Here is a 22,290-nt window from a genome sequence, read left to right on the forward strand (position 1 = left end):
GACAGCAACGAAGAGGCCTCTATTGGACGCTCTCAACTACACCCCTCGCGACGAAACCTCGATCCGCTACGACGGCTGGCGCATCGTCGTCGTCTGTTTCCTGCTGGCGACCTTCGGCTGGGCGTTCGGCTTCTATGGCCAGAGCGTCTATGTCGCCGAGTTGCAGCGGTTGCACGGCTGGCCGGCGTCGCTGATCTCGTCGGGTACGACGTTCTTCTATCTGTCGGGCGCGGCGCTGGTCGCCTTTGTCAGCGAGGCGATCAAGGGGTTCGGCCCCCGGAATTGCATGATCGCGGGCATCTGCACCATGGCTTTGGCCGCGATCTCGATCGGCCAGGTACGCGAGCCCTGGCAGCTCTATCTCGCCAACGCCGTGCTCGCCTTCGGCTGGGCCGGCACCAGCCTCGGCATGATCACCAACACGCTCGGCCTCTGGTTCGACAAAAAGCGCGGCATGGCGATCAGCCTGGCGCTGAACGGCGCGAGCTTTGGCGGCATTGTCGGTGTGCCCTTGATGGTCATGGCGATCGGCTATTTCGGCTTCGCCGGCGCGATGACCGCCTCGGCCGCGGCGATGGTTATCGTGATGATTCCGGTGATCCTGCTGGCCGTCGGACGGCCGCCGGCTCATTCGGGCGCGGGCGCGATCGACGCTGCCGACACGCCGTCGCCGACGCAAATTCGCGCACGGGCGTTCCGCGATGTCGGCTTCCTCTCGGTGTCAGCGGCGTTCGCGCTGGTGCTGTTCGCGCAGGTCGGCTTCATCGTGCATCTGATCGCGTTTCTGGATTCGGTGATCGGGCGGCAGCAGGCGGCAGTTGCGATGGCGCTGTTGACGGCGATGGCGGTGGTCGGCCGCGTGCTGTTTTCCTTCGTGATCGACCGGATGAACCAGCGGCTGGCGTCCTCGCTCTCCTTTGTCAGCCAGGCGGTCGCGCTCGTCATCGTCATCAACGTGCATCATGATTACGCGCTGATCGCAGCCTGCGCGCTGTTCGGGTTTTCGGTCGGCAATCTGATCACGCTGCCGGCGCTGATCGTGCAGCGCGAATTCGACCCGCGTTCGTTCGGCGTGCTGGTCAGTTTGATCACGGCGATCAACCAGATCACCTACGCGTTCGGCCCCGGCGCGGTCGGCCTGCTGCGCGATCTCTCGGGAAGCTATACGCTGCCGTTCTACGGCTGCATCGCGGTGGAGCTGACGGCGGCCGTGCTGGTCATGATTCGGGGACACGCAAAGACCTCATCCTGAGGAGCGGCGCTTAAGGCGCGTCTCGAAGGGTGGCTCCCGCGTCCTTCGGCCTATTGCGCCGGAGGCGGCGGCTCGCAGCATGCGGCGGAAAGTGGGGCATTCCATGTGGGTCCGCGCGGGGCAGGCAGCGGCGTGACGCAGGCCGTCGCGCATGGCGCTTAGCCTGCGGATATTTCTGTCAATCTCGTCCGCCTTGGCCGCAAGCATCCGCCGCTCGATGCGTGGCCGTCCGTCCGGCGCGAACATCAGCGCGATCTCGTCGAGCGAAAACCCGGCGGCGCGCCCGAGCGCAATCAGCGCGAGCTGTTCCAGTACCCCGGCATCGAACAGACGGCGCAGACCCCGCCTGCCGATGGAGGCGATCAGCCCCTTCTCCTCATAGTACCGCAGCGTCGATGCAGGAACGCCGGACCGCTGTGCCACCTCAGCTATGTCCATATATTTCATCTCTTGACCTCAAGTCGACTTGAACTGGCAGAGTGCAGCCTTCGGCGTCTCAAGGCAAGAAAAAGGAGACCATCATGGATACCGCCCATCAGACCGATGTCGAGCAGACGGCGCTTTGGAACGGCCCGGCTGGACGCGCGTGGGTCGAGACGCAGGATCTGCTCGACCAGATGTTCAAACCGTTCGAGAATCTTCTCCTCGGAACGGCTCCCGCCGGACCCGCAGGTTGCGTGCTCGACGTCGGTTGCGGCACGGGCGGCACGACGCTCGCCATCGCGCGGGCGCTCGGAGGTAAGGGCGCGTGCGTCGGCGTCGACATTTCAGAGCCTATGATTGCGGCTGCCCGGATTCGCGCCGAACGGCAAAGCGCGCCGGCAAGCTTCATGCGCGCCGACGCGCAGCGCCACCCGTTCGAACCAGCAAGCTTCGACCTGATTACTTCGCGCCTTGGCGTGATGTTCTTCGACGATCCTGTCCGGGCGTTTGCGAACTTGCGGCGTGCCGCAAAGGATGGCGCCGAACTCCGGTTTATCGCCTGGCGGAGTGCTGCGGAAAATCCGTTCATGACCACAGCCGAGCGCGCCGCGGCACCACTGCTGCCAAACCTTCCCGCCCGCCGGCCGGACGCGCCGGGGCAATTCGCCTTCGCGGACCGGCACCGGGTCTGCACCATCCTCGAGGAGAGCGGCTGGACCGATATCGATATTCGGCCGATCGATGTTGACTGCACGCTGCCCGAGAAGGAGTTGGTCCGTTACCTGACCCGGCTCGGCCCTGTGGGCCTGATCCTTCAGGAGACGGACGACCAGACCCGCGCGCAAGTCATCGAAACGGTTCGCCCCGCCTTTGATTCCTACGTGCGCGGAACGGACGTCCGGTTTACCGCCGCCTGCTGGATGGTCGGTGCCCGAGCGCCGTCAGTTGCATCGAGGGTCACCGCGCGTGGCTGAGGCGGCGGACTATCTCGCGTGCATTGTTCTGATCGGGATCGGCGCGACGGCGGTGATGGACTTGTGGTCCATCGCCCGAAAATGGCTGTTCGGCGTTCCTGCGCTGGACTATGCCTTGGTCGGTCGATGGCTCGGCCATCTGGCGCGTGGGCGCCTTCGTCATGATCGGATTGCTGCTTCGCCGCCAGTGTGGGGTGAGCGCCTGATCGGGTGGACCGCGCATTATCTGATCGGTATCGCGTTCGCGGCCGTGCTGCTGGCGATCTGGGGTCTCGACTGGGTTCGCCACCCGACGATCGGCCCCGCACTGATCGTCGGAATTGGCAGCGTGGCGGCGCCCTTTCTGTTGATGCAGCCGGGAATGGGCGCCGGCATTGCGGCCAGCCGCACGCCGCGTCCCGTTGCCGCCCGGCTCCACAGCCTGACGACGCACGGAATTTTCGGCGTTGGCCTCTATGCAGCGGGCTGGCTTACAAGTCTGTTGAACGCGTTTCTACAGCGCTAACAACACAAGGCGCGGTTCACTCGCTCGAGTTACGATGAATACGTGGCTACGTTTCCCGCTGCCTGAGCAAATCCTCCAGATCCAGCCGTTTCGTGCACATCGCGAGCGAGCCGTCCGGCGCGCGAGGCCAGTCCTCCTGCGGCCGGTCGCGGTAGAGCTCGACGCCGTTCTGGTCGGGATCGCGCAAATACAGCGCCTCGCTGACGCCGTGGTCGCTGGCACCATCAAGCTCGATGCCGGCCTGGATCACGCGATACAGCGCATCCGCCAGCGCCGGGCGCGTCGGATAGAGAATGGCGGTGTGAAACAGCCCGGTGGTGCCCGGCGGCGGCGGATGGCCGCCTTTGCTTTCCCAGGTGTTGAGCCCGATGTGATGATGATAGCCGCCCGCCGAAATGAACGCCGCGCCCGAGCCCATCCGCTGCATCACCTCGAAGCCGAGCACGCCGCAATAGAAGCCGAGCGCACGCTCGAGATCGGCGACCTTGAGATGGACATGCCCGATCCGGGTGCCGGCGATGATGGGTGGGTTCTGGGGCATGGTGTCTCCGCTCGCGATTCTTGAACCTCGCCCCGCTTGCGGGGAGAGGTCGGACTTTACGCGAAGCGGAAAGTCCGGGTGAGGGGGTACCGGTCTATCGTCAGGTCACAATTCGCGGAGGGAGCCCCTCACCCCGACCCTCTCCCCGCAAGAGCGGGGAGAGGGGGAGGAGAGAGCTCACGCAAGATCCGATATCTCGCCTTCCGGCAGCCCGAACTCAAACGTGTTCAGCGTCATCGACACCATGGTGTAATAGCCGCATAGCCCGATCACTTCGACAATCCCGCGTTCGCCAAGCACCTCCACCGCCTCATCGTACAGCGGCTTCGAGACACCTTTGCCCTCATGCAGCGATTTGGCGAGGTCGTAGATAATCTGGCCCTTGGGGTCGTCGAAGGTCGGCGTGCGGCGGTCGCGGATATCCTCGATGATCTTCGGGTCCATGCCGCCCTTCAGCGCCAGGCGCTTGTGCGCGTACCATTCGTAGTGCGAGGTCCAGTGCCGCGCGGTGACGAGGATCGCGATCTCGGAAAGCTTTGCGGGAAAGATCGTGTTGAAACGGAGTTGTTCGCCGAGCCGCGTGGCGTGCCGCGCCATGTCCGGGCTGTTGAGCCAGGCCATCATCGGCGCCGGCGGGGCGCCGCGCTTGCCGGATACTGCTTCGTCGTAGGTTTCTTTTTGTTCGGCGCTCATTTCGCCAGGCGAAAGCAACTTCAACCGCATGCCCGTTTCCTCTTGTTTTTCAATCGGTACGGCTTTGCGCATACACCCGATCGGGCATCATGACCACCGTCGGCGCGGCATGGGCTGACGTCAGACATATATTGAATTCCGCAACGCGAGGGCTAAGGTCACCTCAACATCCCACATGGAAACGCCGACATGTCCGATCTGGAAACATTCCGCCGTGAAACCCGCGCCTGGCTGGAGGCCAATTGTCCGCCGGAGATGCGGCGTCCGATGACCTCGGAGAACGACACCTATTGGGGCGGGCGTAACGCCAAATTCTCGTCCGAGCCGCAACGCGTCTGGTTCGAGCGGATGCGCGACAAGGGCTGGACCGTGCCGGACTGGCCGAAGGAATATGGCGGCGGAGGGCTCGATCGCGCCGAGCACAAGGTGCTGCGTGAAGAAATGGCGGCGATGGGCGCCCGCTCCCCGCTGTCGAGTTTTGGTATCTGGATGCTCGGGCCGGCGCTGTTGAAATACGGCAACGAGGCGCAGAAGAAGGAGCATCTGCCAAAAATCGCCGCCGGCCTGATCCGCTGGTGCCAGGGCTATTCGGAGCCGAACGCCGGATCGGACCTCGCCTCGCTGCAGACCCGCGCCGAGAGCGACGGCGACGATTACATCATCACCGGCCAGAAGATCTGGACCTCCTACGCGAACTACGCCGACTGGATTTTTTGCCTGGTGCGCACTGACCCCACGGCGAAGAAGCATGACGGCATCAGTTTTATCCTGTTCGACATGGCCTCGAAGGGTGTGTCGACAAAACCCATTCTCCTGATCTCGGGTTATTCGCCGTTCTGCGAAACCTTCTTCGACAATGTGCGCGTGCCGAAGTCGCATGTGGTCGGCACCGTCAACCGTGGCTGGGATGTCGCGAAATATCTGCTGCAGCATGAACGCGCGATGATTTCGGGGATGGGCGAGCGCGGCGTCGGCCGGCCGCTCGGCCAGGTCGCCGCCGATTCCGTCGGCACCGACGAGCAAGGCCGGCTGGAAGACGCGATGCTGCGCAGCCAGATCTCGACCTTCGAAATCGACGAGGCGGCACTTGGCGCGGCGGCCGAACGCGCGGTCGATCTGGCCAAAGCCGGGCAGTCGCATCCGGCGTTTTCCTCGGCGATGAAGTATTACGGCACCGAGCTCAACAAGCGCCGCCACGAAATCCTGATGTCGGCGGGCGGCATCGATGCGCTGGAATGGGAAAGCGAACGCTCCAGAGGCGGCGCCCGCCCGCGCGCCTGGCTGCGCACCAAGGCCAACTCGATCGAAGGCGGCACCAGCGAGGTGATGCTCGGCATCGTCGCCAAGCGCATCCTCGATCTGCCGGGGGCGTAGCGCGCTCTAACCGTCACGGCCGGGCTTGACCCGGCCATCCACGTCTTTCTTGCTGTTGCGACCAAGGACGTGGATGCCCGGGACAAGCCCGGGCATGACGGCAACAAAGTTAGTCCATCAACACAGCGTTATCGGAATCTATCAATGCCCCTCGTCCTCACCGAAGAACAATCCATGCTGCGCGACAGCGCGCGCGGCCTTATCAGCGACAAGGCGCCGGTGTCGCATCTGCGCGGTCTGCGCGACAGCAAGGACGCAACGGGTTTTTCCCGCGACCTCTGGAAGGCGTTTGCCGAGATGGGCTTTTCCGGCCTGCTGGTGCCTGAAAATTTCGGCGGCAGCGGGCTTGGCTGTGTCGAGGCCGGCGTGGTGATGGAGGAAATCGGCCGCACGCTGATGCCGTCGCCGTTCTTGTCGACGGCGGTGCTGGCGGTCTCCGCGTTGTCGCGCGGCGGCAGCGAGGCGCAGAAATCGGCGCATCTGCCTGGGATTGCCGACGGCTCGCTGCTGGCCGCGCTTGCGATCGACGAAGGCGCAAAACATCGCCCGCTGCAGACCAAATTGCAGGCGGTTCGTTCCGGCAACGGTTTCAAGCTCAACGGCGCCAAGGCGCTTGTGGTCGACGGCCACACCGCCGATCTCCTGATCGTCGCTGGCCGCACCGGCGGTGCTGCCGGCGAGCGCAGCGGGCTGACGCTGTTCCTGGTCGATCTCAAGGCCAATGGCGTCGCGATCGAACGCACCGTGATGGTGGATGCGCATAACGCCGCGCGAATCGAATTCGCCAATGTCGAGGTCGACGCGGATCACGTGCTCGGCGAAGTCGACCAGGGTGCGGCGCTGCTGGACGGCGTGCTCAATATCGGCCGCGGTGCGGTGGCGTCCGAAATGGTCGGCTTGAGCGAGGAGGTGTTCAGCCGCACCGTCAGCTATCTGAAGGAGCGCAAGCAGTTCGGCAAGCTGATCGGCGAATTCCAGGCGCTGCAGCACCGTGCCGCGCAGCTCTACATCGATATCGAGATCACCCGCGCCGCCGTCCTGAAGGCGCTGCAGACGCTTGACGGCGATTTCGATCGCGCAAGCGCGGCGGTCGCAGTCGCCAAGGCCCGCGCCGGCACGACGGCGACGCTGGCGGTGCAGGAGGGCGTGCAGATGCACGGCGGCATGGGCATGACCGACCAGTTCGACATCGGCTTCTTCATGAAGCGCGCGCGGGTCTGTCAGGAATTATTCGGCGACAGCAATTACCACGCCGATCAGTTGGCGCGGATGAAGAGTTATTGATACTCATCGGCCTGCGCCCGCTCGCGCCCCACACACTAGTGTCGTCACCCGCGAAGGCGGGTGATCCAGTACGCCGCGGCCTTTCGTTCAATCGCCGACGTCTCTGGAATACTGGATCGCCCGGTCAAGCCGGGCGACGACAGTAGTGGGTGTGGCTAGCGGAGAGACCTACCTGATCGGCGGAGCGTACTGGATGCCGCCATTGCTCCAGAGCGAATTCAGCCCGCGCGGGATCTTCAGCTTCGATCCTTCGCCGACATTGCGGTCATAGATCTCGCCGTAATTGCCGACATGACGGATGATCCGGGCGGCCCAGTCCTTGGATAGTCCGAGGTCTTCGCCGTAACTGCCTTCGGTGCCGACCAGCCGCATGACGTCGGGCTTCTTCGACTTCAGCGCCTCGTCGATGTTCTTCGAGGTGACGCCGAGTTCCTCGGCGTTGATCATCGCATACAGCGTCCACTTCACGATCATCATCCAGTCGTCGTCGCGCTGCCGTACCACGGGGGCGAGCGGCTCCTTGGAGATGACGTCGGGCAGGATGACGTTGTCGTTCGGTTGGGTAAGGTTCAACCGGAGTGCATAGAGCTGGGAGACGTCGCCGGTAAAGGTGTCACATTTGCCGGACTCATAGGCTTTGAGCACCTCTTCCAGCCTGGGAAACTTGACCTCCGTGTATTTCATGTTGTTGGCGCGGAAGTAGTCGGCGAGGTTGAGCAGCGTCGTTGTCCCCTCCTGCACGCAAACCTTGCTGTTATTGAGGTCCAGCGCTGAATCGATGTTACGCGAGCGCGGCAGCATGAAACCCTGGCCGTCATAATAGGCCACCGCCGGGAAATAGAGGTAGTTGTTGCTCTCGCGCGACATGCTCCAGGTCGTGTTGCGCGAGAGGATGTCGACCTTGCGGCTCTGCAGCTCCTTGAAACGCTCGCTGGCGTCCAGCGGCACGAATTTCGCCTTTTTGGGGTCGTCGAAAATGGCGGCGGCCACCGCGCGGCAGAAATCGACGTCGAAGCCGGTCCAGTCACCCCTGTCGTCGGGAATTGAGAAGCCCGGCAGACCCTTGTTGACGCCGCACAGCACGTCGCCGCGGCGGATGGTTCGCTTCAGGGTCTTGGTATCGTAACGCTCATAGGTGATCGCGATAGCCGCGACCGCGATTGCGACCGCCAGCCCGATGAGGAGGCCGCCTCGAAATGTCCGTAGCATTTTTAAACTCACTAATTTCAGGGAATGGATCGGCAGGAGAGGCCGTGTCGCAATTACAGTTCCGGCTTTTGCCGGATGATGACCTTGGTGCCGACCGGCACACGCTCATAGAGGTCGGCGACGTCGGCGTTGACCAGCCGGAAGCAGCCGGATGAGACGGCGGTACCGATGGTGTCGGGCCGGTTGGTGCCGTGAATGCGGTAGACGGTGGTGCCGAGATACATCGCGCGCGCGCCGAGCGGATTGCCGGGGCCACCGGCCATGAAGCGCGGCAGATAGGGCTGGCGCGCAATCATCTCCGGCGGCGGCGTCCAGTCCGGCCATTCCGCCTTGCGCGTGATGTTGACGAGGCCCTGCCACTGGAATCCCTCGCGGCCGACGCCGATGCCATAGCGCAGCGCGCGGCCGTTGCCCTGAATGAGATAAAGATGGCGCTCGGCCGTGACGACGATGATGGTGCCCGGCGCCTCGCTGGTGCGATAGAACACCGCCGTCTTCTTGAATTGCGGATCGAGTTCGACGGATTCGTCAGCGATAAGCCCGGGCTGGTCGCCGACGTCGGGCTGTCGCGTCTGGGCCTGGCTCTGCGGGGCCGAAAGGATCAGGCCGCCCGTGGCGATCAACATCCAGATCAGGTGCCGAAACTTCGTCATCGCGAACTCTCCTTCTGGCGCGCTGGGCCAAGTGGCGGTGGACTTGGCCAAATCAACGGAACCATAAAATCTCAGGGCCAGCTAGATGGCAAGTTTAGGGCGAATGTGGCGAATATGTAACTGAAATGCCTTCTAATTTTACGCTCTGCCATATTGGGCCGTCTGGCTGGCCTTATTTCGGCGCGATCCACAGCCTCAGCAAAAATGAAATCAGCGTCACGGTGCCGACGCCGCCGAGCCAAAGCGCGACGAACCACAGCAGACGCTGTGTCAGCGGGCGCTGTTCTGGCTTGATCTGGCTCAATGATACCCGCTCTCGGGTTTGACCTTGCCGCGAAACACCCAATAGGCCCAGGCGGTATAGCCGAGGATCAGCGGAATCAGCGCGGCGACGCCGAACAGCATGAAGATCTGGCTGTTTGCCGGCGCTGCCGCCTGCCAGATCGTGATGCTCTGCGGCACGATGTAGGGATACATGCTGATGCCGAGCCCGGCATAGGACAGCGCGAACAGCGCCAGCGTCAGGAAGAACGGCTGGTAGTCATATTTCCTGGCAAGGCTGCGCAGCAGCAGGGCGGTGACTACAGCAACCGAAATCGGTACCTGTGCCGTCATGAGGACGTTCGGCCAGGCGAACCAGCGCTCGGTGTACTGTATATGGAGGAACGGCGTCGCGATGCTGACCGCGGCGATGGTCCCGAGCATCGCGAGCAACAGGACCCAGCTCAGGTGATAGGCGCGGTCGCGCAACTCGCCTTCCGTCTTCATGACAAGCCATGTCGCGCCTAACAGCGCATAGCCAACCACCAGCGATACACCGGTCAGGATGCTGAACGGCGTCAGCCAGTCCCACCAGCCGCCGGCATAGCTTCGTCCTTCGACATGCACGCCTTGCAGGATGGCGCCGAGTGCGATTCCCTGCGCCAGCGTCGCCAAAAGCGATCCGCCGAAAAAGGCGATGTCCCAGCGGTTACGCTGGGCCGTCGTGCGCCAACGGAATTCGAAGGCGACGCCGCGGAACACCAGGCCGAGCAGCATCACGATCATGGGCGTGTAAAGCGCCGGCATCAGTACCGCATAGGCCAGCGGAAACGCCGCCATCAGCCCGCCGCCGCCGAGCACCAGCCAGGTTTCGTTGCCGTCCCAGACCGGCGCGACACTGTTCATGACGACGTCGCGATCGCGTTTCTCCGGGAACAGCGGAAACAGGATGCCGAGGCCGAGGTCGAAGCCGTCCATCACGACATAGACAAACACGGCGAAGGCGATGATGAAGGCCCAGATGATTGCGAGGTCGATTGCGATCATCGGGCGGCTCCCTCGGTAACCGCGCCCGCGGCGGGCGTGATGCCGGCCGAGCGGATCGGGACCTCGTGCGACGGCCCCTCTTCGCCGGGATGCGGCGGGGCCGCCATCAGGCGCAGCAGATAGATCACGCCGGCCGTGAAGACGGCGAAATACACGATGATGAAGGCGATCAGCGAGGAGGCGACTGCGGGCGCCGCCAGCGGGGAGGCGGATTCAGCCGTGCGCAGCAATCCATAGACCGTGAACGGCTGGCGTCCGGTCTCGGTGGTGATCCAGCCCGCGAGCACGGCGATGAAGCCCGCGGGCGCCATTGCGACCGCGAACAAGTGCAACAGCCGGGAATCGTAGAGCTTGCCCTGCACGCGCATCAGCAGGCTGAACAGACCGAGCGCCAGCATGAGCAGTCCCATGCCGACCATGATCCGGAACGACCAGAACGTGATCGGCACCGGCGGCCAGTTTTCGCGCGGCACCGTGTCGAGGCCGGCCATCGGCGCGTCCGGCGAGTGCTTGAGGATCACCGAACCCAGCTTCGGCACTTCGATCGCGTAGTCGACCCTGCCGGCGCTCTGGTTGGGCAGGCCGAACAGGATCAGGGGCGCGCCGTCCTTGTGGCTCTGGAAATGGCCTTCCATCGCCATGATCTTCACCGGCTGATGCTCCAGCGTGTTGAGCCCGTGCTGGTCGCCGGCGAGGATCTGGATCGGCGCCACTAACGTGGCCATCCACATCGCCATCGAAAACATCACCCGCGGGCCGGCGAGGTGGCGGTCGCGCAGCAGGTGCCAGGCGCCGACCGCGCCGACCACCAGCGCGGTGGTCAGATAGGCCGCCAGCACCATGTGCACGAGACGGTAGGGGAATGACGGGTTGAAGATCACTTTCAGCCAGTCGGCGGCGATGAACTGCCCGTCGGCGTTGATGGCGTGGCCCGTCGGCGTCTGCATCCAGGAATTCGCTGATAGAATCCAGAACGCCGAAATCAGCGTGCCGATCGCGACCATCAGCGTCGCCAGAAAATGCAGCTTTGGACCGACGCGCTGCAGGCCGAACAGCATCACGCCGAGAAAACCTGCCTCGAGGAAGAACGCAGTCAAAACCTCGTAAGCCATCAGCGGGCCGATCACCGGACCGGTCTTGTCGGAAAACGCCGACCAGTTGGTGCCGAACTGGTAGGACATCACGATGCCCGACACCACGCCCATGCCGAACGCGACGGCAAAGATCTTCAGCCAGTAGTTGAACAGGTTGATATAGACCTCGCGTCCGGTCCAAAGCCACAGCGCTTCGAGCACGGCGAGATAGCTGGCAAGCCCGATCGAGAAGGCAGGGAATATGATGTGGAACGACATTGTGAAAGCAAACTGCGCCCGGGCCAATACGACCGCATCCCAGCCTTCGAACATCGGCACCACCTGTCGCAGTTTCATCGGGCGCGATCTCGAAAAAACCGAACCAGAGTTTTCGAAAATTGCGCCCGAACCAGGCGTGTATCCTACCACGCCCGATACGACGATCATACCTGCGCGCCAAGCGGAACAGGCGTGCAGGTCTAGCCGACGTCCGATGGATTCAGTGCCAGTCGCCGGGCGATCTCTGCCCGCACGGCCCGGGTCTGCTCCTTACCGACCAGCACCGGACTGCGGATCTTCCTGCCGGTGCGGAGCCGGATCGCGATGACGTAGTGGCTGCCCCTCCGGCCGCCGCTTTCGATGTCGATGCGCTCGACATCGTCATCGCTGACCGTATCCGTCTCTATCGTACCCTTCAACGACAGCCGTTCAAACCTGATGGCGCCGTCGCGGACAATCCAGAATGCACTGGTCCGATAGAGATGCCTGATCAGCACGAAGGCCATGATCGCGCCGAGCGACCAGACGGCGATTCCAAGGGTGGACAATTTGCCGCTCCAGAGCGCATAGACGAATGGAAGGCTCAGCGAGCAGGCGAACAGCACGACGAGAGCCCTGTAAGCCCGGATGCGTTTGGAACTGATCGGCTTACCCAGTCGTATCCGGGGATTGGCGGCGTCGAGCGGGTTCTCGGCTAATTCGGGAGCGGGCAACTGAAGCAGCCAGGCGACCTGCAAAGTGGTTTTTTGCACTTGGGTGACATCAGGCAGCGGAGGTGAGGTGAGCGTATCCCCCGATTCGGTCTCGACTACGAGGGCGAACTCCACCGATTTGCCGATGCTCTTTCGCAGACGCATCCCGGCTATTTCGTCGTCTCTGATCAATCTTCGGTGCAACTTCCCGAATGGACGCTGTTCGCCGATCAGGATTTCGCCTGACGTAATGATCCAGACGACGTTGCGATCAAAGAGCGCGGCGCTCAGCAGCAGGCACCCGAACAGCAACGCAAACAGGGCGGCGATGCCGAGCCATTGGTCGTTTGCAAGGTGAGCGAGGCCTGGCAGGGCGATCAAACACAAAATAGCGGCAATGCCTGCGAGAACGAGCCGCTCATTGAGCGACGTGCCCTTGCGCAGCCTGACTTCATTCTCGCTTGCCGCGGTATCCATCGTCGGCGGCAAACATCATGACCGGCGTGGTCACGTCAAGCCGCAAAAGTATGCGACCGTAATGTGACAGCCTCAGTTGATTTATCTCAGCTCGCCGCGTTCAGCAGCCGCGCCACCGTTCGGTCGATCTCCTCGTACTGGCCTTCACCATCGTGCTGGAACACTATCTTGCCATTCTGGTCGACGATATATTGCGCCGGCCAATAGCGGTTTCGGTAGGCGTTCCAGGTCTGCGAGTCGTTGTCCTGCGCCACCGGATAGGTGATGCCGTGCCGCTTCAGCGCCGTCCGGACATTGGACGCAGAGCGTTCGAACGGAAATTCCGGCGTGTGGATGCCGACGACGACGAGACCGCGATCCCTGTATTTGGCGTAGAGCTTGGTGACATGCGGCAGCGTGTTCACGCAGTTGACGCAGCCATAGGTCCAGAAATTCACCAGCACGACCTTGCCGCGGAGATCGGCCAGTTTGAGCGGCGCGGAATTGAACCAGTTGCCGAGGCCGACGAAATCGGGCGCGGTGGCCTGTGTCGCGGCGACCGTGAACGGTGTTTCCGTCGCGCGTGCCGCATCACCGCAGAAGGCTGGCACCGCGGAGCCTGCGAGAGAAAGCATCGCAATCCCGGCGGATGTGGCGAGCGAGCGTAGGGTCATGGTGGTCTCCATTGGATCAGAGGCCGATCTGGCCATTGGGGTAAAATCCGGTCAGCCACGCCACGATCAGCGTGTCGTACTGGAAGTAAGCGAGCAGCGCGAAAGCGATCACGACGACGCCGAACCCCTGCTGCAGGCGCGGGGCAATCCGCGCGACGCTGCGAACGCGGGTGGTGACGGCCTGGCCGCCATAGGCGATGGCAAGCATCGGCAGCGCCGCGCCGATGGCGTAGACGACGAGCAGCAGGCTCGCCCAGGCGGTGTCTTTCGACGTCGCAATGACGGTCAGGATCGAACCCAGCACCGGGCCGGCGCAGGGCGTCCAGACCAGGCCGAGCGTGGTGCCCAGCACGAAGCCGCCAATCACGCCCTGACGGGATGCGGCCGAATGGCCGTTGAATCTGCCGATCCGGGTTGCGAGCCACTCGAACGGCGTCGGCCAGATCATCAGCAATCCAAAGCCGACCAGCACGACCGCCGCGGTGTTTCGCAGATGATTCGGATCGAAATCGAACACGCGCGTGATCGCACTCAGCAGCAATGCCACCATCGAGAATGACATCACAAAGCCGAGCGCGATCATCGCCGGCCGTGCCTTGCCGGTCTGGCCGACCGATGCCCCGAGGAGGATAGGCAGCATCGGCAGCGTGCAAGGCGCAGCCACGGTGACGACACCTGCGAGCAGCGCGAGAACGAGATTGAGCATCGAAGGCGTCCATCACCGGGCCCGGCGGAACCTTTGCCGGGGTGCTTGATGAAATTCGCGGTGATGGGGCAGGGCGTTACGCGCGCGAAGGTCGGGAGGCGTCACGTCTCTGTGAGACTTTTTCGCTCGATGCACACGAAATCAGGCGCCAACGCAAAGCGACCCGGCTGGGGGGCATCCCGGCCGGGTCGTTGGAGGTTACTTGGGAGGTTGAGAGCTTGGAAGGCTAGAACTTGGAAAACCAGAACTTGGGAGGCGAGAAATTCAGCGGGGGGTCTCGCTGTCGTAGGAGATCACGCAGACCTCCTTGGGACTCTTGGTGCCGCAGTCCACCACCTGTTCACGCACGAACGTCGAACCGCTGTCGCGCTGGGCGCGGGGCTGAACGTTCTGGGCCGACAGGGTGGCGAGCGTCGCGACGGCGCCGAGCGGGACGATGAAAAGGCGGAAGGACGGCTTCAGCATGTTCGCTCTCCTGTTCGGCGTTGGCGTTTAAGTTGTTGATGAAAGGTATAGGGGCTGAGTTTTTCTGGGTGATGTCGCCAATTGTTTCATTTGTTTCGCCGGAGGTAATCTTTGTCCGTCGAAATCGACCCGTTCCTCGCCCCAATGCCGTATTAACCTGTTGAAATATCTTCGCTTTATGCAGCGATACTGTCCACGCCGGCGCCCTTAAGCAACTCGGCCAATTGTTTGCGGGCATAGAACATCCGGGTCTTCACCGTGCTCTGGGGAATACCGATGATCGCGCCGGCCTCTTCCACCGACTTCTCGTGGTAGTAGACCAGGTTGATGATCTCGCGATGGGCCGGCGACAGTTTTGCGACGCAGGCGCGCAGGATCGCGCTGGTGTTGCTGCGGTCGAGCGAAGCTTCCGGCGTGTCGGCCTCGTCGGCGATCTCCAGCACGTCTTCCTGCTCGATGTCCTCATGCTTGCGCTGGCGCAGCGCGGTCAGCGCCTTGAAGCGGGCAATCGACAGCAGCCAGGTCGAAACCTGCGAGCGGCCCTCGAACTGGCTGGCGGTCCGCCACACGTCGAGGAACACCTGGCTGACGAGGTCCTCCGCCATCGTGGTGTCGCGCACCATGCGCAGCACGAAGCGGTAAACCCGGACGTTATGACGGGAATAAAGCACATGCATCGCCGTGCGGTCGCCCTTGGCAATACTCTGCAGCAGCATTTCGTCGGATGTCGCGCGGGCGGCGGCAATCGACTTCTTGGCTGCGGCGTTGATGGCGATAACGTTCGACATGACAGGCTCCCAATTCCCCACGCCCGGCGGCGTTTCGTTGGGAGGATTGTTAATGAGGCTCGGTTTCGGGATGTCTGCTCCAAAGGGGGAAAATGGTTTCGTGCAGGAGAGAATTGTTTCGTCGCGGGGCCTGCGACGAAACATTCGGGGGTGAAAGGCGAGTAATTTCAATATGTGGAAAATTGGATGATTTCGGACGCGGATTTGTTCCGATGCTTTTAGCAAGGACGGGGCTTTTAACCTCGCCCCGCTTGCGGGGAGAGGTCGGATTGCCTCGGCGATGCGAAGCATCGTCCGGTGCAATCCGGGTGAGGGGGTACAGGTCCATCAATTGACAGCAGTGTTCGCGGAGAGAGCCCCTCACCCCAACCCTCTAAGAGCGAGCTTCGCTCGTCTCGACCCCGCAAGAGCGGGGCGAGGGAGCGCACAACGCTAACCCTTCTCGCCCGTCGGCGAGAACAGATAGCCGCCGCCCCTGATCGTGCGGATCACGGCGGGCTTGGTCGGGTCGATCTCGATCTTGCGCCGGATGCGCATGATCCGCAGGTCGACCGCGCGGTCGAAGGCTTCGGCGTCGCGCGCATTGGCCAGCTCCAGCAGCCGCTCGCGCGACAAAACCCGCTTCGGGTTGGCTGCGAACACTTTCAACAGGCCGAATTCGGAGGCCGTCAGCGGATGCTCGTTACCTTCGTCGTCGCGCAGCGCCTGGGCTTCAAGGTCCAGCCATTTGGTGCCGAACCGCACCAACTGCGCCTTCTCCGTCTTTGTTGCAGCCGCAGCCTCAGGTGCTGTCGCCGCCTTGGCCGGCGTGCTGCGGCGAAGCACCGAGCGGATGCGCGCCATCAGTTCGCGCAGCTCGCAGGGCTTTGCGATGTAGTCGTCGGCGCCGAGTTCAAGCCCGACGACGCGGTCGATCGGGCTCGCGGTCGCCGTCAGCATGATGACGGGGACGTTGATGCGGCTCTTCAGGTCTCGAATGATCGAAAGCCCGTCTTCCTCGGGCATGTTGAGGTCGAGCACGACGAGGTCGGGCACGTTGGTCTCGATCACGCTGCGCAGGCTTTTTCCGCCGTCGCACAGCGTGACGCCGAAACCGTGCATCTTGAGGTAATCGCCGACCATCTCGCGGGCCGGCGCCTCGTCGTCGACGATGATGATGTGCGGGCTCTGGGTCATGTCGTCTCTGTCGCAGGCAGTGTAACGGTAAATGTCGATCCCTGTCCGGGGCCGGCGCTTTCCGCGGTCACATGGCCGCCATGCATGTCGATGATACGTTTGACGATCGACAGTCCAAGGCCGGTCGAACTTTCCCCGGCCGTCGGCTTGGCCGAAAGCCGCTGGAAGCGGCCGAACAGCCGGCCGAGATCCTCCGGCGAAAGGCCGGCGCCCTGGTCGGCGATGCGGATCACCGTGTCGCCACCCTCATGGGTGACGGCTACCGTGATCTTGCCGCCGATCGGTGAATATTTGATGGCGTTGCTGAAGAGGTTGTCGATCGCCTCGCGGATCCGGTCGGCATCGCACATGGTGACGATGTTCGGCGGGGCGGACACGCTGATGGCCTGCTGCTTGTTGACCGCCGAGGGCAGGTTGGAATCCGCGACTTCGGTCACGAGCGCTGCGATATCGACCGGTTCGCGGCGGATCGTGATGTCGAAGGCGTCCGCCATCGCATCCGAAATCAGGTGATCGACCATCGAGGTCAGGCGCTTGGTGGCGTCCCTGATATGCTCGACCTGGGCGGTGACGTTCTCCTTGGGCGAGCCGGCGCCGATCAGCTCGGTCAGCATTTCGGTGCGGCCGAGGATCACGCCGAGCGGGTTCTTCAAATCATGCGCGACGGTGCCGAGTATCTCGTTCTTGAAGCCGTTGGCGCGCTGCAGCCGCAGCCACTGCGCCGAGAGCCTTCGGTTGGCCTGCATCAGCGCGCGGGTGCGCTGGGCGACGCGGTCCTCGAGCTGGGTATTGGCCTCGTGCAGTTGCCGGTAGAGGATGACGTTGTCGAACGCGATCGACAGCCGGCTGGAGAAAATCTCGACCAGCGCGCGGTCGGTGTCGGAAAGCTGGCGCTCGGCCTGCAGCAGCACCACCACTTCGCGGCCAGAGCCGGTGCGCAGGTAAAGCACGCTGCGGTGGTCGGCGAATTCGTTCTTGCGACGCTGGAACGCGGCTTCCACCATCTGCCGCAAATCCGGATCGAGCGCCTTGGAGCTCGTGGTCCCGATGAAGCGGCTGTAGCAGCCCGAGCCTGCGAGGACCGAGAATTCGCTCCCAGGGGCGCCGTCGTCGCGCAGCACCAGGATGCCGGCGCAGTCGACATTGAGCAATGATGCGAGCTGGGTTAGCACGCCTTCCGCGAGCCGCTGCATCGATTTGAAGTCGTACAGCGTCGAGGCGGCGTCGATGATGATTTCAAGCCCGCGCCTGGTCTGCACCATGCGCTCGAGCTGCTGGTAGCTGCGCAGCGCCGCCGTGAGCGAGGTGAACAGCTTGTCGGCCGTGAGCTCGGTCTTGGCCTTGTAGTCGTTGATGTCGTACTGGACGATGACGCGGCGCTCGGGCGCTTGTCCCGGCTGGCCGGTGCGCAGGATGATGCGGACGGTCTCGTTCTTGAGCTCGTTGCGGATGTACTCGACGAGGTCGAGGCCCGCGACATCGGTTTCCATGATGACGTCGAGCAGCACCGCCGCCACGTCGGGATTTTCGCGCATCAAGGTGCGGCCCTCGGCCGCGGAATAGGCCGACAGGATTTCCAGCGTCGCGCCGTGGAGATTGTAGTCGCTCAGCGCAAAGCGGGTGCCCTCGTGCACCGCGGCATCGTCGTCGATGACGGCGATCTTCCATTTGCGGGCGGACGAGTCCTCCGGAACGGTCCCGGTATCGTCGATCAGGTGGAGGACATCGTCCTGTTCGGCCATTGAGGAGTTCCGTCGGCTGCTGTCTGGTCTGTAATCGTGGGTTCGCCCCGGGCGACTTTAGGCATGATAATGCGGAATGTGGTGCCTTGTCCCAGCCTTGACTCCAGCATCATCCGGCCGCCGAGCTGTTGAGTGACAAGATTATAGACGATATGCAAGCCCAGCCCGGTACCGCCTTCGTTGCGACGCGTCGTAAAGAAGGGGTCGAACGCCTGCCGCTGCACGTCCGGCGTCATTCCGGCCCCATTGTCGGCAAAAATGATCTCGACATCGTCGCTGCCGCGCGCCCGCGCCGAGATCGTGATCGCCCCGGACCGGCCGTTGGCAAAGGCATGATTGGCGGCGTTGAGGAAAAGATTGGTTAATATCTGGCCGTAGGAGCCGGGATAGCCGTCGATGAAAAGCCCTTCCGGCACGTCGACCGACAGCGTGATCGCGGCCTTCTTCAGCACCGGTTTCAGGCTGGCGACGATCTGGTCGGTGGCCTCGCTGAGGTTGAATTGCCGGCGCTCGGCGTGCGAGCGGTCCACCGCCACCTGCTTGAACGACTGGATCAGCTCGCCGGCGCGGTGTAGGTTCGCCACCAGTTGCCCTGCGGCGTCGCGCGAGGACTTGACGAATTCGTCGAGCTTGGAGCGGCGCAGCGGCTCGGTGCGCAATTCCTGCTCGAACGTTTCAGCCCGGCGCGCAAAGCTCGACGCCACCGTCAGGCTGATGCCGATCGGGTTGTTCACCTCATGGGCGACGCCGGCGACCAGTCCGCCGAGCGCCGCCAGCCGTTCGGCGTCGATCAGGTTCTGCTGCGCGGTGTTGAGCTCGAGCAGCGCGCTTTCGGCCCTTTCCTTCGAGGCGCGCAGCTCGTCCTCGGTCTTGCGCTTGGCGATGGCGTTTTCGCGGAAGACGTCCACTGCGCGCGCCATGGCGCCGACTTCGTCCCGGGCGGTGGTGCCCTGCACCCGGCGATCGTAATTGCCCGAGGTGATCGCATGCATCGCCCGCAGGATCTGCTGCAGCGGCAGGCGGATCGAGAGCGCGATCAGGACGCCGGCGGACAGGATGATGCCGAGGAACATCACCGCGATCGACAGCACCCGGCGCGAGATGCCCGCCAGTGTCTTGTCGAACGTCTCCTGCGCCTTCTGCTCGCGCTGGCGCATCTTGACCGACAACTCGTCGATGACGCCGATCGCCTCGGCCTGGCTGGCATCGATGGTGTTGCGCAAGAGCTCGGTCCGGATCGTGAGCTGCTCGGTCAGCTTGGCCATCCCCTCGCGCAGCGCCACCGTCCGCGCCTTCAACCGCGTCAGCGCCATGCGCTGCAGGTCGTTGTCGGCGAGGTCGGCCATCGCGGGGATGGTATTCTCGATCGTCTCGGTGTTCCTGCGGGCGTCCTCGGCGGAGGTCGAGGCGCGCGACAGATAATAGGCGTTGGTAGCGACCAGCATGGCCGTGAACGCCTCGCGGGATTTCCCGAGTGCCGGCCAGATCTGCGCATCGCGATGCCCGGTGGCGCCCTCGATGATCGAATACAGCCCGGCCATTTCCCGGGCCGGGCCCAGCACCTGCTGCTCATAGGTCCTGGTGATGGTGGCCTGCACGGCGCGCAATTCGCCGAAGCCGTTGAGGAAACGGTCGGTGACGTGTTCGAGCCGCTCGACCGATCCTGACAGCATCGGATCGTTCGCGGCGCGCGTGGTCAGCGTGCCGAGCACCGCTTCCCGGAGCAGCAGGATCTCGGCGAACAGGTCGGGGCTCGGCTGGTTGATGTAGCGATGGATCAGGTTCTGCAGCCGGCTGGTTTCGCTTTCCAGCAATGCCAGGATCTTGTCGGACTCGCGCACCTGCCGGACGTCGTCCCAGGCCGAGCCCAGCACCTTGGCGCCGTTCCAGATCAATACGGCGAGCACCACGACGACGGCGGAGTTCAATCCCGCGATCGACAGGATGCGCCAGCGGATCGGCACCGCGCGCAGCCACTGCACGACGCGAAAACGCCCGCGCGCGGCGAAGCTCGGCGGCCGTTCCGCTGCTCGCTGTTGTTGCGGTGCGCCGGTCAAATTCATTCCACTCCACGAAGACGCGTGATCAATAGCGGCGTCGTCGCCCCGATCAATGCAACGATGGTACGGTTGAGACCGGCCGCGCCGGTCTTGATTTGTTCGAGGGCTTCCTCCGCGCCGAGCCGGCGGGAATGGAACGCGTCGATCAAATGCCTCTCGTTCCGGGGATCGGGCATACCAAACTCGCGCGCAACAGCACCCGTTGAGACCGCCGTAAGCAACAGCGCACCAACAAGCACGAAGGTCCGCGAAAGGTTGGCGCGGCGATACACAGGCGACAAATCCCCTTAGAGATTGAGTCTGCGGTGGGGGAGAAAAGGTTCAAGCATTTTTAGCAGAATTTACCGATGCTTGGCTATTGGCGGTTGGGCCGGCAGCCGGTTTTCCGCCAGTAATCCTGATAATCTCGCTACAATCTTAAATTGTGTTGTGCGCTGCGGCGATGCCGGGCGGATTGAAACCGCAGCCGCAGCGATTTATGAGGGCTTGGGAACCCATTTATCGAAGGCGCGGCAGAGCAAGGAAATCACCAGTGAAATTGGCCTTGAGATTCTTGCAATTCGCAGCCCTCGCCGCCACGGCGCTTGCGTCTCCGGCGCAGGCCGCCACCGAAATCATGTGGTGGCACGCGATGTCGGGGGAGCTCGGCAAGCAGCTCGAAAAGCTGGCGGCCGATTTCAATGCGTCGCAGTCCGACTATCGGATCGTGCCGACATACAAGGGCAACTACACCGAGACGGTGACGGCAGCGATCTTCGCGTTCCGTTCGCGAAGCCAGCCCGCCATCGTCCAGGTCAACGAGATCGCGACTGCGACCATGATGGCGGCAAAGGGCGCGATCTATCCGGTGTTCGACTTGATGCGCGATCAGTCGGAGCCTTTCTCGCCGGAGGCGTATCTGCCGGCCGTGACCGGCTATTATTCCGACGTCGCCGGCAACATGCTGTCGTTTCCGTTCAATGTCTCGACGCCGATCCTCTACTATAACAAGGACCTGTTTCGCGCCGCGGGCCTCGATCCGGAGGTGGCGCCGAAGACCTGGGCCGAGGTCGGCGCTGCGGCGAAGCGCCTGCGCGCGGCCGGCTCGCCTTGCGGGCTCACCACGTCCTGGCCTTCCTGGGTCCATGTCGAGAATTTTTCCGCGTTCCACAATCTGCCATTGGCGACCCGGGCCAATGGCTTTGGCGGTCTCGATGCGGAGCTGACCTTCAATAACCAGGACGTGGTCCGGCACATCGCGCAGCTCGCGGAATGGCAGGCGACGAAAGTTTTTGACTATAGCGGCCGCGGGCAATCGGCCGAGCCGCGTTTTCAGAAGGGCGAATGCGCCATCTTCATCGGCTCGTCCGGGACGCGCGCCGACATCAAGGCCAATTCCAAATTCGAGGTCGGTTACGGCATGATCCCGTACCGGCCCGAAACTACAGGCGCCCCGCAAAACTCCATTATCGGCGGCGCCACGCTTTGGGTGCTGCGCGACCGGCCGCGCACCGAATATGCCGGCGTCGCGCGGTTCTTCGCCTATCTGTCGAAGCCGGAAGTCCAGGCCGCCTGGCACCAGCACACCGGCTATCTGCCGATCACCCGCGCCGCCTTCGACCTCACCCGCGCGCAAGGCTTCTACGATCGCGATCCCGGTGCGGCGATCGGTATCGAGCAACTCACCTTGAAGCCGCCGACCGAGAATTCGAAGGGAATCCGGCTTGGGTCCTTTGTGCTGATCCGCAGCGTGATCGACGAAGAACTCGAGCAGGTTTTCAGCGCCAAGCAGTCCGCGCAGGCAGCCCTCGACCTCGCCGTCGAGCGCGGCAATCGCCTGCTGCGCCAGTTCGAGCGGGCCAATCCGGACAGATAGATCCACCCCGTCATTGCGAGCGAAGCGAAGCAATCCATCTGTCCCCGCGCCGAGGCGTGGATTGCTTCGCTTCGCTCGCAATGACGAAAAATAAGGTCCAACGCCACC

23 protein-coding genes are annotated in these 22,290 nt (G+C 63.2%); 6 read left to right on the plus strand and 17 right to left on the minus strand.

Going from position 1 to position 22,290, the window contains the following annotated elements:
• The first annotated feature begins 22 nt into the window (after positions 1-22).
• Positions 23-1,252 carry an MFS transporter gene (locus tag V1286_RS36805; RefSeq protein ID WP_334488629.1) on the plus strand — a complete coding sequence of 410 codons (1,230 nt, stop codon included), beginning with the start codon at positions 23-25 and terminating at the stop codon, positions 1,250-1,252.
• Here V1286_RS36805 and V1286_RS36810 read toward each other — a convergent pair.
• Positions 1,244-1,699: a helix-turn-helix domain-containing protein gene (locus V1286_RS36810; protein WP_334488631.1), complete on the minus strand. Its 456-nt coding sequence runs from the start codon at positions 1,697-1,699 to the stop codon at positions 1,244-1,246. The two genes, V1286_RS36805 and V1286_RS36810, sit on opposite strands and share 9 nt — an antisense overlap.
• A gap of 74 nt (positions 1,700-1,773) precedes the next feature.
• Here V1286_RS36810 and V1286_RS36815 point away from each other — a divergent pair, with 74 nt between their 5' ends.
• Together V1286_RS36815 and V1286_RS36820 are read left to right on the plus strand one after the other, a co-directional pair.
• Positions 1,774-2,649, plus strand: coding sequence for a class I SAM-dependent methyltransferase (locus tag V1286_RS36815; RefSeq protein ID WP_334488633.1), 876 nt, complete (start codon positions 1,774-1,776; stop codon positions 2,647-2,649).
• Positions 2,642-3,154: a DUF2938 domain-containing protein gene (locus V1286_RS36820; protein ID WP_334488635.1), complete on the plus strand. Its 513-nt coding sequence runs from the start codon at positions 2,642-2,644 to the stop codon at positions 3,152-3,154. Before V1286_RS36815 ends, V1286_RS36820 begins: the two co-directional genes overlap by 8 nt.
• A gap of 46 nt (positions 3,155-3,200) precedes the next feature.
• On the opposite strand, the gene V1286_RS36825 is transcribed toward V1286_RS36820, so the two are convergent.
• Together V1286_RS36825 and V1286_RS36830 are read right to left on the minus strand one after the other, a co-directional pair.
• Positions 3,201-3,695: a VOC family protein gene (locus tag V1286_RS36825; protein ID WP_334488637.1), complete on the minus strand. Its 495-nt coding sequence runs from the start codon at positions 3,693-3,695 to the stop codon at positions 3,201-3,203.
• 177 nt (positions 3,696-3,872) lie between these two features.
• Entirely contained in the window at positions 3,873-4,418 is a 546-nt protein-coding gene (locus V1286_RS36830) for a carboxymuconolactone decarboxylase family protein (RefSeq protein WP_334488639.1), read from the minus strand.
• 159 nt (positions 4,419-4,577) lie between these two features.
• Between V1286_RS36830 and V1286_RS36835 the strand changes: the two genes are divergently transcribed.
• Positions 4,578-5,762 carry an acyl-CoA dehydrogenase family protein gene (locus tag V1286_RS36835; protein ID WP_334488641.1) on the plus strand — a complete coding sequence of 395 codons (1,185 nt, stop codon included), beginning with the start codon at positions 4,578-4,580 and terminating at the stop codon, positions 5,760-5,762.
• Positions 5,763-5,906: 144 nt separating this feature from the next.
• Entirely contained in the window at positions 5,907-7,046 is a 1,140-nt protein-coding gene (locus V1286_RS36840; protein WP_334488643.1) for an acyl-CoA dehydrogenase family protein, read from the plus strand.
• Between the two features lie 168 nt (positions 7,047-7,214).
• Here V1286_RS36840 and V1286_RS36845 read toward each other — a convergent pair whose 3' ends face one another.
• The 14 genes from V1286_RS36845 to V1286_RS36910 all read right to left on the minus strand — a co-directional run bounded on the left by V1286_RS36845 (position 7,215) and on the right by V1286_RS36910 (position 20,599).
• Positions 7,215-8,255, minus strand: a complete 1,041-nt coding sequence (locus tag V1286_RS36845; protein WP_334488645.1) for an amino acid ABC transporter substrate-binding protein — start codon at positions 8,253-8,255, stop codon at positions 7,215-7,217.
• Positions 8,256-8,308: 53 nt separating this feature from the next.
• Complete coding sequence (locus V1286_RS36850; protein ID WP_334488648.1) at positions 8,309-8,908, minus strand: L,D-transpeptidase; 600 nt, start codon at positions 8,906-8,908, stop codon at positions 8,309-8,311.
• 172 nt (positions 8,909-9,080) lie between these two features.
• Positions 9,081-9,212, minus strand: coding sequence for a DUF2474 domain-containing protein (locus V1286_RS36855; protein WP_334488651.1), 132 nt, complete (start codon positions 9,210-9,212; stop codon positions 9,081-9,083).
• The gene (gene cydB, locus V1286_RS36860) at positions 9,209-10,216 is read right to left on the minus strand and encodes a cytochrome d ubiquinol oxidase subunit II (RefSeq protein ID WP_334488653.1); all 1,008 of its coding nucleotides are present in this window, start codon (positions 10,214-10,216) and stop codon (positions 9,209-9,211) included. Before cydB ends, V1286_RS36855 begins: the two co-directional genes overlap by 4 nt.
• Positions 10,213-11,622: a cytochrome ubiquinol oxidase subunit I gene (locus V1286_RS36865; protein WP_334490178.1), complete on the minus strand. Its 1,410-nt coding sequence runs from the start codon at positions 11,620-11,622 to the stop codon at positions 10,213-10,215. The genes cydB and V1286_RS36865 overlap by 4 nt, the downstream gene beginning before the upstream one ends.
• A 146-nt stretch (positions 11,623-11,768) precedes the next feature.
• Positions 11,769-12,737: a hypothetical protein gene (locus V1286_RS36870; protein ID WP_334488656.1), complete on the minus strand. Its 969-nt coding sequence runs from the start codon at positions 12,735-12,737 to the stop codon at positions 11,769-11,771.
• A gap of 86 nt (positions 12,738-12,823) precedes the next feature.
• A complete protein-coding gene (locus tag V1286_RS36875; RefSeq protein WP_334488658.1) occupies positions 12,824-13,390 on the minus strand; it encodes a thioredoxin family protein in 567 nt (188 codons plus the stop codon).
• Positions 13,391-13,406: 16 nt separating this feature from the next.
• Complete coding sequence (locus V1286_RS36880; protein WP_334488661.1) at positions 13,407-14,096, minus strand: cytochrome c biogenesis CcdA family protein; 690 nt, start codon at positions 14,094-14,096, stop codon at positions 13,407-13,409.
• A 264-nt stretch (positions 14,097-14,360) separates the two neighbouring features.
• Positions 14,361-14,561 (minus strand): hypothetical protein, encoded by a 201-nt coding sequence (locus V1286_RS36885; protein ID WP_247782850.1) that lies wholly within the window; start codon positions 14,559-14,561, stop codon positions 14,361-14,363.
• 176 nt (positions 14,562-14,737) lie between these two features.
• Positions 14,738-15,349, minus strand: a complete 612-nt coding sequence (locus tag V1286_RS36890) for a sigma-70 family RNA polymerase sigma factor (RefSeq protein ID WP_108519611.1) — start codon at positions 15,347-15,349, stop codon at positions 14,738-14,740.
• 432 nt (positions 15,350-15,781) lie between these two features.
• Positions 15,782-16,525 carry a response regulator gene (locus V1286_RS36895; RefSeq protein WP_334488667.1) on the minus strand — a complete coding sequence of 248 codons (744 nt, stop codon included), beginning with the start codon at positions 16,523-16,525 and terminating at the stop codon, positions 15,782-15,784.
• Positions 16,522-18,267: an ATP-binding response regulator gene (locus V1286_RS36900; protein WP_334488669.1), complete on the minus strand. Its 1,746-nt coding sequence runs from the start codon at positions 18,265-18,267 to the stop codon at positions 16,522-16,524. The genes V1286_RS36895 and V1286_RS36900 overlap by 4 nt, the downstream gene beginning before the upstream one ends.
• A complete protein-coding gene (locus tag V1286_RS36905; protein WP_334488671.1) occupies positions 18,237-20,330 on the minus strand; it encodes a sensor histidine kinase in 2,094 nt (697 codons plus the stop codon). The genes V1286_RS36900 and V1286_RS36905 overlap by 31 nt, the downstream gene beginning before the upstream one ends.
• Complete coding sequence (locus V1286_RS36910; RefSeq protein WP_334488674.1) at positions 20,327-20,599, minus strand: hypothetical protein; 273 nt, start codon at positions 20,597-20,599, stop codon at positions 20,327-20,329. Before V1286_RS36910 ends, V1286_RS36905 begins: the two co-directional genes overlap by 4 nt.
• Before the next feature lie 206 nt (positions 20,600-20,805).
• Between V1286_RS36910 and ugpB the strand changes: the two genes are divergently transcribed.
• Positions 20,806-22,182 carry a sn-glycerol-3-phosphate ABC transporter substrate-binding protein UgpB gene (gene ugpB / locus V1286_RS36915; RefSeq protein WP_334488677.1) on the plus strand — a complete coding sequence of 459 codons (1,377 nt, stop codon included), beginning with the start codon at positions 20,806-20,808 and terminating at the stop codon, positions 22,180-22,182.
• Positions 22,183-22,290 lie beyond the last annotated feature (108 nt).

The organism is Bradyrhizobium algeriense (assembly GCF_036924595.1).
Lineage (GTDB): Bacteria > Pseudomonadota > Alphaproteobacteria > Rhizobiales > Xanthobacteraceae > Bradyrhizobium > Bradyrhizobium algeriense.